The sequence below is a fragment of the Corynebacterium pseudodiphtheriticum genome (genome assembly GCF_023509295.1).
Lineage (GTDB): Bacteria > Actinomycetota > Actinomycetes > Mycobacteriales > Mycobacteriaceae > Corynebacterium > Corynebacterium pseudodiphtheriticum.
Genome location: NZ_CP091864.1, coordinates 822,570 through 834,896 on the forward strand (window position 1 = coordinate 822,570; position 12,327 = coordinate 834,896).

Below are 12,327 nucleotides of genomic sequence, written 5' to 3' on the forward strand. Positions count from 1 at the left end.
TCTGCTTTGATGTCTACGCTTGTTCGGAACCCTGGTCACTGGCGTTATCAGTGCTGCGGTTGTCAGCTTCGCCGTTGTCGGCTGTGCTGTTTTCGGCAGCTTGTGCAGCCTGCGCAGAGGAGCTACCCGGGCGCTTTTGCGCGACCCAGCCCTCGATATTGCGCTGGCGGCCACCTGAGACGGCCAGTGCCCCTGGCGGAACATCGTCTTTAATCACTGTACCTGCCCCAGAATAGGCGCCATCACCCACGGTTACTGGTGCGATGAACATCGTGTCTGAACCTGTGCGTACGTGATCGCCCACCACGGTGTGATTCTTGTTCACGCCGTCGTAGTTAACGAAGACCGAAGAAGCACCAATATTTGAGTGTTTGCCGATGGTCGCATCACCCACGTAGGTCAGGTGCGGAACTTTGGAACCTTCGCCGATCGTGGCTTTTTTGGTTTCTACAAAGCCACCGAGCTTGGCGTTATTACCCAACTCTGTACCTGGGCGAAGGTAGGTAAATGGTCCGACGTTCGCCTCTGCGCCAATACGTGAGCTTTCTGCGTGGGCACGGATCACACGTGCATTCTTGCCGACGATGACATCTGTGAGTGTGCTGTCCGGGCCAATTTCCGCGCCGTCTGCGATGATGGTTTTTCCCCACAGCTGCGTACCCGGGTGGATGGTGACGTCTTGGCCCACGGTGACATCCGCGCCAATCCAGGTGGTGGCGGGGTCGACAATGGTTGCACCCCCGAGCATGGCTGCTTCTACGGTGCGACGGTTGAATTCCTTGCCTGCTTCTGCCAGTTGTACGCGGTTGTTCACCCCTGCGAGCTCGCCAGCGTCAGCTGCGACATAGGCGCCGACCCCATGGCCAGCCTCGCGCGCAATAGCCAGCACGTCAGTGATATACAACTCGCCCTGCGCGTTATCCGTGTTCAGTTGTGTGAGCGCATCGCGCAGGATGGCAGCGTCGAAAGCGAAGACTCCGGAGTTGATTTCGGTAATTTCCCGGATTTTTTCTGAAGCATCTTTATGCTCGACAATTGCGGTGACCTGCTTGTTATCGTCGCGCACAATCCGGCCATAGCCGGTGGCGTCGGCAAGCTCGACGGACAACACCGTAACGCCAGCTCCTGCGGATTCATGGTGCTCGCGTAGGTGATCGAGGGTTTCCGGTCGCAGCAGGGGCACATCAGCATTGGTGACAATCACGGTGCCTTGGAAATCTTCCAACCCAGCCATCGCACATTGCACCGCGTGCCCGGTGCCAAGTTGTTCTTCTTGCACGGCAGTGGTCAGCTTACAGCCGAGCTCGTCGGCAAGCGTGTCGACGGCTGGCACTACCTGCTCACGCTGGTGGCCGACGACCACTACGACATTGTCCGGATTTAAGCCGGCCGCGGCGTGCACACTATGGGAAAGCAGCGAGCGCCCGCCAATTTCATGCAGTGTTTTCTGGGTCGCAGATTTCATCCGTGTACCGGCGCCGGCAGCTAAGACGATTACTGCGCAGGAAGATTGTTGAGCCACAGCGAGAATTCACTCCTGAACAAATGGGGGTTAACTAATGGCACCAATCATAACGATGTGTTCGCACATGCGCGCTTGACTTCGGGGTTTTAGCCTCCTTGCGAGACTTCCGGAAGCTTGCGAGCTGCCCAAACACCGACAAAACCAATAAGAGACAAAAATACTAACGCCCAAGCAGGGCCTTTGAGTGCGATGACAGACGACGACGCGCCGACGCATAACAGAATCACGCCCATCAGGGTGTTTGCTGCACCGGTATAGCGGGTGCGTTGGTCGTCTTCAGCCATGTCCACGAGATAGGTCGAACGGGCCACGCGTATGGCGGCGTGGCTGAGAGAAACCAAGAAAAATCCCAGTGGAAATAGTACGGAATTCCAGCCGGGAGGAAGAGTCAGCGAGCTTGCTACCAGCAGCAACAGCACCAATGAGGCCGTGCCCGCGGCGACAGACATCACGGTCCTGGAGGAACGATCAGACCAGATCCCGGAAATCCTTCCTGCAAGCAGTGCTGAAAGACCAGAGACAAAGACAAAGGCGCCCAATTCGGCGAAGCTGCTGTCGTTGAGCGCGCTCAGTGTGACGATAAAAGCGGTGGATAGTGACGAGACCAAGAGCAGAGAGCGAACGACGACGAATTGCCGGAAATGAGCGTCGTCACGTAATAACTGCCAAGTATCGCGATACCAGGGAAGTGCGTCGGTGGGAAGTGCGTCGCCGGGAAGCTCTGGTTGCATCGCTTTGTTTCGCGAGCGAGTATCCAAGTTTTCGTCGACACGCGCGAACGATAGTGCTGCCACACACCAACCGAGTGCGCCAATCCCAATGAGGACTGCGCCGACCCAAATAGGAATTGGGGAGGGAACGAACAACAGCACGCCACCGACAGCGATAGTGACGATGCCCGATAGTGTGGTCGCGGTGCCGGTGACTGCGCCGCGTTGTCCCTTGCTCACAGCCCGGCCCAAGACGTCTTTCCCGGAGAGCGAAGACAAGGAACGACAAATCGCTAGGCAGGCTAAAAGCACCACGATCGTGACGCCTAGCGAGGTCCCGCTTAGTACCAATGCAGCGAGTGCCATGAGCGCGGCACAGAGTGCTTGCCCGAGTGAGCCCAGTATCCAAATTCGTTTCCGAGATTCCTGTGATGTCACCCAACCCCGCAGTGCAGCCTGCGGGAGCATTGCTAACGACTCGCGAACCGGCACCAACAAACCAGAAAATGCTGCTGGCACCCCAGCGGCAGTAAACAACCAGGGCAAGACAGTTTTGGCTGAGGCCGTCTGGTCGCCGATGTTTTGCAGAGCGTTGGCGATAGCAATATGGCGGCCATTGTGCTGCTGGTTGCGTGCGGTGCGCGGGGAGCCGGGATTCATAGTTCCAGGCTAATGATAAGGGCGAGTGTGGTGTGTAAAAGTCCTGGCTACGTGTTGTATGGCGTTTTGTGTGGCCGTTGGTTTTTCATTTCTTCATCTGATTGTGTATACTTACAAGCCGTTGGCACGCAACTGCATATCGCCTCGATTTCATCATCCACTGATGGTCGTTTCGAATAGCAGTGTAGGAGTGTGGACATTTCCCCATGGTGTAATCGGCAACACTACGGTTTTTGGTACCGTCATTCTAGGTTCGAGTCCTGGTGGGGAAGCTTTTTCATATCAGGGGGTAAGGCTCCAGTCACCAGCCATCTCAGTCAGGAGAATGATCCCGAAGTGAATATGCTCGCCGGCCTATTAAAAGTTGCTGCCAGCGATCCGAAACTCAAAGGGCTCATCAATCATGTTGGTGAACCAACCCTGCACATCACCGGCATTACGCAAGCTCGACCCTGGGCTATCGGCACCCTGGCACACCATGCCCCCGTCGTTGTGCTCACAGCCACCGGCCGCGAAGCTGAAGATCTACACGCAGAATTAGCTGCCATGCTGGGCAACAAAGTCGCGATGTTTCCCGCATGGGAAACCTTGCCGCATGAGCGTTTGTCTCCGGGCGCAGATATCGTCGGTAAGCGTGCAGCCGTGCTGCACCGCTTAGACGATCTGCAAGTTATCGTGACCCCAGCACGCGGATTGGCGCAGCCAGTGCTGGAATCTGTCGACGGCCGGGCGCCGATTAGCTTGGCTGAAGACCAAGAATATGACTTTGAGCAGCTGGTTGCTGAATTAGAATTCCGTGCATATTCGCACGTCGATATGGTCAGTAAAAAAGGCCAATTCGCCAAACGCGGCGGCATCGTCGATGTCTATCCCACGACCCTGGACTATCCAGTGCGCATCGAATTCTGGGGTGATGAAATCACCGATATCCGCCAGTTTTCTGTGGCAGACCAACGAACGATCTCTGAGATCGAAGTTGGCAAAGTTGCTATTTTCCCGGCTCGTGAACTGCCCATTACCGATGCGGTAGCAGCGAAAGCGGAAAAACTCGCACGCGAGTATGCTTCCAACGCGACGCTAGCGGAATTGCTCACCAAGATCTCGGAAAAGATCCCATCGGAAGGCATGGAAGCGTTGCTTCCGGTGCTGGCGGATACGCCGATGGTGTCGCTGTTGGACCTGGTGCCTGATAACACGCATGTTCTGGTCATGGACCCAGAAAAGGTGCGGCGTAGGGTAGAGGACCTGCACGATACCGACGCAGAATTTTTGGCCGCGAGCTGGGAAGCAGCAGCCATGGGGGCGGATGGCCCGGTGGCCCACAACAAACTTGACTTGTCGGCAGCAAACTACTTGTCCCTGGAACAATTAGAAGACATCACCCGGGAACGTGGCAGTTCCTGGTGGACGTTCGCCCCTCCAGGAATGTTTGCCGCAGATGAAGCAGCGACGTTGCCGCTCGAATTTGAGGCTGGTCCACAGCCGAAAGGCGACGCCAAAGAAATCGAAGCGATGATGTCGCAGCTTCGCGCCCATTGCCAGTCGGGTGGACGCGCAGCATATATCGCCCCGGCAGCCGGTGCTATCAAACGCATGGCGGAACGATTCCGCGAAAACGGCATCTCGGCGCACGTGGCAGAGCCCGGCTGGCAACCCAACGCTGGCGAGATCACGCTGTATCAAGCATTGAGCCACGCCGGATTGGTCTTTCCGAAAGTCCGCAACCAGCACGACGGTGCGACACTGCCGTTGGTCGTGGTTACCGAAACCGATCTGACCGGTAACCGTGTCGGCGATATCGCCGGTGCCAAACGTCGACCCGCCAAACGGCGCAACCGAGTGGACCCGCTGGCACTGAAAAAAGGCGATTTCGTCGTCCACGAAACCCACGGCATCGGCAAGTTCATCAAGATGGCTGAGCGTACGATCAATGCCGGTGGGGAAAGTTCTCGCCGCGAATACATTGTGCTGGAATACGCCGCGTCGAAGCGCGGACAACCCGCAGACCAATTGTGGGTGCCCATGGAATCACTGGACCTGCTGAGCAAATACACCGGCGGGCAAGCACCGACGCTGTCCAAAATGGGCGGATCGGACTGGAAAAACACCAAGAAAAAGGCGCGCGCAGCGGTCCGCGAAATCGCTGGCGAGCTGGTGCAACTTTATGCGAAGCGCCAAGCCGCGCCGGGATATTCTTTTGCCCCGGATTCTCCTTGGCAAGCGGAGATGGAAGATAACTTCCCGTTCGTCGAAACCGAAGACCAGATGCTGGCCATCGAAGCAGTGAAAGCGGATATGGAATCGTCGGTCCCGATGGACCGCGTTGTCGTCGGCGACGTTGGCTATGGCAAAACCGAGGTTGCGGTGCGTGCTGCTTTCAAAGCGGTGCAAGATGGAAAACAAGTCGCGGTATTGGTGCCGACCACGCTGTTGGCACAGCAACACTACGACACATTTGCTGAACGCATGGCAGGCTTCCCAATTGAGATGCGGGTGCTTTCGCGGTTTAGTACCGCGGGAGAAGCCAAGCAGATCATTAAAGAGCTTGCCGACGGCACCGTCGATATCGTGATTGGTACTCACCGGTTGCTGCAGACTGGCGTGCAGTGGAAAAATCTCGGCTTGATCGTCGTGGATGAGGAACAGCGCTTCGGTGTGGAGCACAAAGAACACATCAAGGCCTTACGTTCATCCGTCGACGTGCTCACGATGTCTGCGACTCCAATCCCACGCACCCTGGAGATGTCGATGGCGGGCATCCGGGAAATGTCGACGATCCTTACTCCACCGGAAGACCGGCACCCGATCCTGACGTATGTCGGTGCCTACGAAGACAAGCAAGTTGCGGCTGCGATCCGCCGTGAGCTGTTACGCGATGGTCAGACCTTCGTGATTCACAACAAGGTCGCGGATATCGAGAAAAAGGCCCGGGAAATCCGCGAACTTGTGCCAGAGGCCCGCGTCGTTGTTGCCCATGGGCAAATGAACGAGGACCTGCTGGAACGTACTGTGCAGGGTTTTTGGGATCGCGAATATGACGTGCTGGTATGCACCACGATCGTGGAAACCGGCTTGGACATCGCTAATGCCAACACCTTGATCGTGGAAAATGCCCACCAGATGGGGCTGTCACAGTTGCACCAGCTGCGCGGTCGCGTTGGACGCTCCCGTGAACGTGGCTACGCCTACTTTTTGTACCCGCAAGGAGCCACACTTTCTGAGACCAGCTATGACCGCTTGGCGACGATCGCGCAAAACAATGATCTCGGTGCCGGTATGGCAGTGGCCATGAAAGACCTGGAAATGCGCGGTGCCGGAAACGTGCTGGGCGCCCAACAATCTGGTCATATCGCAGGCGTCGGCTTCGATATGTATGTCCGCTTGGTAGGCGAAGCTGTCGAAACCTTCAAGGCGCTTTCCCGCGGCGAAGCACTGGATGCCACAGATCAGTCGCCGAAAGAAATTCGTATCGACTTGCCGGTGGATGCACATATCCCGGAACAATATATTTCTTCGGAACGCCTGCGTTTGGAGGTGTACCGTAAGCTGGCGTCGTCGCAGGACAATAAAGACCTGCGCTTGGTAGTGGAGGAAATGGAAGACCGCTACGGCCCGATCCCGAAAGAGGTCGAGCGTTTGCTGGCTGTGGCACGCCTGCGCCACCAAGCTCGGCGCGCCGGGGTCACCGACATCATGGTGCAAGGAACACGAATCAAAGTGGGCCCGGTGGAATTACCGGATTCCAAGCAAGTGCGTTTGAAACGCACGCACCCTGGTGCGAATTACCGTGCAGCCGCCAAAGCGATCCAGTTACCGTTCCCGAAAGCTGGTCGTGGCAACGTGACGGACCCGAAGTTGCGCGATGTGGAACTCCTGCAGTGGATGGCGGATTTCCTCACCGAGATGTTCGATGTGGAAAAAACTGACGTATCTGGAGCACAGAAACCACAGACTACTGGCAAAGATGAAGCCGGTGCTGCTACGCGTGGCGAAGCGCGGCGTAAGAAACCAGGGAAATCTCGCGTGCAAAAATCCAGCGGCTCGGTGTTTTCGCTGAGCGAATAGGAGTGAGTAGTAGTAAACAGTGGCGAACAGTTGTAATCAATTATGACTTCTAGTGGCTAGTGGAGTGTGCACGAATGCTAGATTTTTCTGCTGATGCCGATGTAGTTGCGCCATTGCTTTTGGGCAGAACCCTGTCTTTTGGCTCTGTGACCATCGAAATTACTGAGGTGGAAGCCTATTTACATGGCACCGACACAGCTGCGCATAGTTTCCGTGGCAAGACACCGGCAAACGCCGCGCTTTGGGGGCCGGGCGGACGCCTATACGTCTATATTTCTTATGGTATTCATCGTTGCTGCAACTTGGTGTGTGGTCCGGAAGGCACCGGCCAAGGGTGCTTGCTTCGCTCTGGGCGAGTGATCGCCGGTGAGCCGATAGCGCGTAGCCGCCGGGGCGATGTCAGCTATACACGTTTAGCGTCCGGCCCTGGAAACCTTGCTAAAGCCTTGGGAGTGGGTACCGAACACAATCACCTCGCTGTAGAACAAGTGCCTGCCCGCATGGACAGCCTGCCGCCACGAGAAACCGCAACAATGAATCCACGGCTTGGCATACGCTCGCGGGAACCTGAATGGGTAGCTGGACCGCGCATCGGCATTTCCAAGAATGTTGCTGCACCCCTGCGGTTTTGGATCCCGAACGACGCGACAGTGACCAGCCCGAAACGGCCACCGAAGTGATAGCCCGGTGTAATATGTAACGGAAGAAAATGGGGCCACCACAGGCGGATTGAATGACTCGCCGCTCTGCTCGAAGAAAGGAGCCGCAGTGCGCGCCGATGCCCAAGCGAACCGAGAAGCCATCATTCGAGCATCCCACCGCTTGTTCCAAGAACACGGCATTGATGTCACTTTTCGTGCGATTGCCGCAGCTGCGGGAGTAGGAGTGGCCACCGTACACAGGAATTTTCCGGATCGCTGGGCGTTAATTTTAGCTGTGGGGGACCACGTCTATTCGCAACACTGCGCAATTATCGAAAAATACGATGGCCACTGGGAAGCGCACCCATGGCAGACCTGGACAGATCTTGTCACCGAATTGGTAGAACAAGGTGTCGGTCCGCTGAGTGAGCAAGTTTCGCGCTACGCAGAGCGGCAAGATCTCGTGCAGCAATTCGCCACCGTGGTCCGGAACCGTGATATGCAGCCAATTGAAAAACTTTTAGCCACTGCAGCGCAGTACGGCTTCGTGACGCCCGAGCTGCACGCGCGCCGCTTTGTATTGACCATCGGCGTGCTTTCTCGGAAATTAACCAGTCTGGGGCACGACATCATGCCGGATCATCAGAAGTGGATGACCCAGCTGGTGTTAGCTGGGCTAGCCCAAGCAGCTACGGCTGTGGAGCTTCGTCGCGCAGACCCTGAATAATCGCGTGCACGCTGCGTGCGGTTTTATCCGTTTCTTGCAACATGATCGGGTCGGTACCTGGCATTGGGGAAATCGTGGTATCCGGCATCTGAGCATGTGTAGGAATACCAATGATGTGCAGACGGGAATCCTGACTGCCGTCCGTGCGAATCGTCCGACGCGTCGCGTACGCAGTTTCCGGCGAACCTTGTTCCACTCCGTCAATCGAGAACGGACGGATCCGGTCGGAAGCGAATAAAGCCTGGCTCAACGGATCGGCAGGGAAGCGGATATCAGGCTTTGGCAGCCAAGCATCGACGAGCGTTGTCGCACTGGCCTGCCGTGCAGAAACACCCGAACCGCAGGTGAGCGTGAACTCTGCAGAGCCTATGGTCAAACGTGGTTGGGCGCCCAAAAACTCCACCAGTCCGGCGTCGACAAGCGCCAGTAACTGTTGGGAACGAAACAGCGGAGGCCCGGAACCAACCATCTGTCCTAAAGCCATGATTTGCGACAGCGTTGGGGTTGCGGAATCTGCCATGAATTTTCCTTGGCTTCCGGCAATCCCAACGTGTTTGCGGCAGGAGGCGAATACCCACAAAGCAGCCTTGATCGGTGAATCGGAACCTTTGAGGGCTTCGTCGATATCTCGGGCCATCGCTTCAGCAACTTGCTGAGTCGATTCGACGCGTGGGTGTAAATACGGCTGCAGATTGCAGATCTCAGTGGTGTGCCGGGCTAACACACCGCTGAGACCGTGCGGATCCAACAACACATATACTGGGGTCGAATCCAGCACGGTGTTGATGTCTTCCGTACTGGTGAGGATCGATTCTGGGGCTAGGCGAGAGAGCGTTGCATAAAAAGCCTCGATAGCATCGCGGATAATCGCCGGAGCAAGGTCGATGGAAAAATCAATCCGCTCTTGCTCCTGCACAGCCTGCAGGGCGTTGTGTAGACGGGGCATATGAGCTTTTGGCGGCAGCGAACCGTAATCTGACTTTGGCAAAAATGGGTAGCCACGGCGGGAAGAAACTACAAAATGCGGTTCTTTCCCATTGGCCCGATACCGTAGCCCCGAGCGTGTGGTTGGATCTACGTCGAAAGAGCCGCCACGGCCGAGGGTGCATAGTGCTAACAAATCGAAAAATCCCATTCCTAGCCCCCGCACCAGCACTGGTTTTTCCGCCGCGATATTGTCTACGGGTTGTTCTACTGGGTTATTTGGACTGATCCAGGTTAAATGCTCAGCTTGACTGGCCGCACGCAATTGCTGCTGCTCGTCGTTATCCGCGTTCAGCACCCAGCCAGTGGCCAGCACGGTGGCGTGGGCGGAAAAGCTGGTGCCGTCGGCAAGGGTAATGACGTCGGTATTAGCGCTGTCCGGGACCGTGTACATGTCAACCGCACGGGAATTGTGTTCGATGACTTCCACAGAATCCGGCAAATGCGCCAGAACCACCTGATAGACCCAACGCAGGTATTCGCCATAAAGCGCGCGAGAAGGATTGGATTGTTCTACCGTGCCGACTAATTCCTCCTGGTAGTCATTTGCTAGGCCTTTTCGCGGCGGGTGCGCACGAAACAGTGCTTCTTTTTCCTGAACTACCTGAGCGTTGGTGTCATAGTTAAGGTTGCCTGCAGTGAATGCCGCTAGCAGATCATCGCCGCGAACCAGGCGGATCCATTCGTATAGTGTTGGGCCAGATAGCACTGAGGCACCCACGGTGGAACCAGGCTCGGTAAATAAAGTCACGGCATCAGCCAAAGTGTTCATACACAGTGTACGAGTCTGGGTGGTGTCCCATACCCGACCGGCACCGATTTGGGAATCATCAACGATGTGAATCGTTAACTGTGGGCGGACTGCCTGCGTATTTGTTTGTGCCTGTCCGGAACTGGATGAGTCGCGTAAATAGGCTGCAAGCCGTTCTAGAACCGAAATACCGCGGGGACCAGCACCGATCAGGGCTATCTGAGTTGCTGTCATGAAAAATCCAATCCAATATCCATTACACGCACTGAGTGAGTTAGTGCGCCCACCGCAAGATAATCCACCCCGGTGGTGCCGTACTCGCCAGCGCGAGCAAGTGTGAGCCCTCCGGAAGCCTCCAGTTTTGTTGCCGGGCTGAGCTCTTGCCGACGCGCTACTGCCGCACGAACTTCGGCGGGGGAGAAGTTATCCAGCAGCACCATGTCTGGGTGCAGCGGCAGAATTTCATCGAGTTGTTCTAAGGTGTCGACTTCCACTTCGCACGGAATATCGGGTTTATGCTCACGAACCAGGCGAAGAGCCGCGCTGACGCTACCGCCAGCGGCGTGAACATGATTGTCTTTGATCATCGCGGCATCACCCAGGCCCATCCGGTGGTTACTGCCTCCGCCGGCGCGGACCGCGTATTTTTGCAATTCGCGCAGCCCCGGGAGGGTTTTTCGGGTGTCACGCACCCGGGCTTGTGGGATCGCTGGTTGGTGGCAGTCGCCAGAAGCCTCAGTTTTCTGGGCAAATTCTGTTGCTGCATCTGCGATCGCGCGAACCCACCGGGAGGTCTCGGTTGCGATGCCGCTGGCGTGCGAGACGATGTTGAGTAGAGTTCGCTCGGCGGCTAGGAGCAGATGGGTATTAGCGGTGATCGTCGCTAAGCGCTGCCCAGTGACGACGTGCATGCCATCGTTACATTCCAGAGTGAGCCGGAAATTTTCTGGCCCATGCTCGCCGGTCTGCGAGACCTCATGATCCGCGATCCGATGGGCGACAGCGCTTAATACTGGTTTTATTAGCCCCAAACCGGCGATGACCCCGTCCTGCCGGGCGTTCAACTCGGCGGTGCATGAGGCGCTGGTGGTGACCGTTGCTAATGAGGTGTGGTCTGGACCGTAAGCGAAATCTTCGTCTAACGCGGTGTCTATTAGCGCAGAGCAATCAGGAAGCTGCAAGCGATCCATTTATTCGGCACCACCAGGGCTGCCGATCGAAATCATGGCTTCGAGTGATTTACGGGCTGCATTCGCAATATTTTCTGGAACCGTGACTTCATCCGTTTCGGTTTCTAAGCAACGTACGAGCGCTTCAGGAGTGATCATCTTCATATACTTGCACTCAGCGCGATCGTTGACCGCTTGGAAATCAATGTTGGGGGCTGCCTGGTGTAGTTGGTGCAGCATACCGGTCTCGGTAGCGACCAGAACCTTATTTTGTGGCTGTTTTTGGGCCTGTGTGATCATCTGACCGGTTGAAAGCATATGTACGCGATCTTGCGGTACCAAGCCTTCATTGGCCAAATACAGTGCTGAGTTCGCGCAACCGCATTCCGGATGAATGTACAAATCCGCCGAGGGGTTGTCCTGGGTTTGCTGGGTCAATTGTTCGGCGCTAATACCTGCATGTACATGGCACTCGCCAGCCCAGATACGAATGTTTTCTCGACCGGTCTCTCGTTTCACATAAGCACCCAAGAACTGGTCTGGGCAGAACAAGATTTCTTGGTCTGCCGGCAAGGAATTGACGACATCGACGGCGTTTGATGAGGTGCAGCAGACGTCGGTCAGGGCTTTTACCTCGGCGGTGGTGTTGACGTAACTGACCACCAAAGCGTTTGGATGTTCGGCCTTCCATTCTCGGAGCTGTTCAGCAGTGATTGAATCCGCCAAGGAACAACCAGCGCGTGCATCTGGGATGAGCACCTTCTTGTTTGGGGAGAGAATCTTCGCTGATTCGGCCATGAAATGCACACCGCAAAACACAATGATATCGGCATCAGTGGCGGCTGCTTGCCGGGACAGCGCTAAGGAATCGCCAGTGTGGTGGGCGATGTCTTGAATCTCCGGAATTTGGTAATTGTGGGCCAGGATGACCGCGTTTCGTTGTTCTGCAAGTTCCCGGACCCGGTCGGCCCAGGCAGTACGACCATGGTCACTGGTGGAGTAATCACCAGCAGACGTGGGTGCAGCAGTATCGAAAGTGCCAGTAGTAGTGGTAGCAGTAGAACGCGTGAGATCCGCGCTGATACGAGTCACAGA

General features: G+C 56.2%; 8 protein-coding genes. 3 read left to right on the forward strand and 5 right to left on the reverse strand.

The window, feature by feature from the left end:
- Positions 1 to 13: 13 nt before the first annotated feature.
- A complete protein-coding gene (gene glmU, locus L9H78_RS03675; protein WP_249618517.1) occupies positions 14 to 1,522 on the reverse strand; it encodes a bifunctional UDP-N-acetylglucosamine diphosphorylase/glucosamine-1-phosphate N-acetyltransferase GlmU in 1,509 nt (502 codons plus the stop codon).
- Positions 1,523 to 1,611: 89 nt separating this feature from the next.
- Entirely contained in the window at positions 1,612 to 2,895 is a 1,284-nt protein-coding gene (locus tag L9H78_RS03680) for an MFS transporter (RefSeq protein WP_249620537.1), read from the reverse strand.
- A 342-nt stretch (positions 2,896 to 3,237) separates the two neighbouring features.
- Here L9H78_RS03680 and mfd point away from each other — a divergent pair, with 342 nt between their 5' ends.
- The 3 genes from mfd (at position 3,238) to L9H78_RS03695 (ending at position 8,328) form a co-directional block, all read left to right on the forward strand.
- The gene (mfd, locus tag L9H78_RS03685; protein ID WP_249620729.1) at positions 3,238 to 6,960 is read left to right on the forward strand and encodes a transcription-repair coupling factor; all 3,723 of its coding nucleotides are present in this window, start codon (positions 3,238 to 3,240) and stop codon (positions 6,958 to 6,960) included.
- Positions 6,961 to 7,034: 74 nt separating this feature from the next.
- Complete coding sequence (locus L9H78_RS03690) at positions 7,035 to 7,640, forward strand: DNA-3-methyladenine glycosylase (RefSeq protein ID WP_249618519.1); 606 nt, start codon at positions 7,035 to 7,037, stop codon at positions 7,638 to 7,640.
- Positions 7,641 to 7,728: 88 nt separating this feature from the next.
- On the forward strand, positions 7,729 to 8,328 hold the full coding sequence (locus L9H78_RS03695; protein ID WP_249618520.1) for a TetR family transcriptional regulator: 600 nt from the start codon (positions 7,729 to 7,731) through the stop codon (positions 8,326 to 8,328).
- Here the strand turns inward: L9H78_RS03695 and L9H78_RS03700 are convergent.
- From L9H78_RS03700 to nadA, 3 genes are read right to left on the reverse strand one after another with little or no spacing between them, the layout of a single operon-like run.
- Complete coding sequence (locus tag L9H78_RS03700; RefSeq protein WP_249618521.1) at positions 8,291 to 10,297, reverse strand: FAD/NAD(P)-binding protein; 2,007 nt, start codon at positions 10,295 to 10,297, stop codon at positions 8,291 to 8,293. The two genes, L9H78_RS03695 and L9H78_RS03700, sit on opposite strands and share 38 nt — an antisense overlap.
- Positions 10,294 to 11,253 (reverse strand): carboxylating nicotinate-nucleotide diphosphorylase, encoded by a 960-nt coding sequence (gene nadC, locus L9H78_RS03705; RefSeq protein WP_249620538.1) that lies wholly within the window; start codon positions 11,251 to 11,253, stop codon positions 10,294 to 10,296. Before nadC ends, L9H78_RS03700 begins: the two co-directional genes overlap by 4 nt.
- The gene (nadA, locus tag L9H78_RS03710) at positions 11,254 to 12,315 is read right to left on the reverse strand and encodes a quinolinate synthase NadA (RefSeq protein WP_283775233.1); all 1,062 of its coding nucleotides are present in this window, start codon (positions 12,313 to 12,315) and stop codon (positions 11,254 to 11,256) included. It lies immediately after the preceding gene.
- Positions 12,316 to 12,327: the final 12 nt, after the last annotated feature.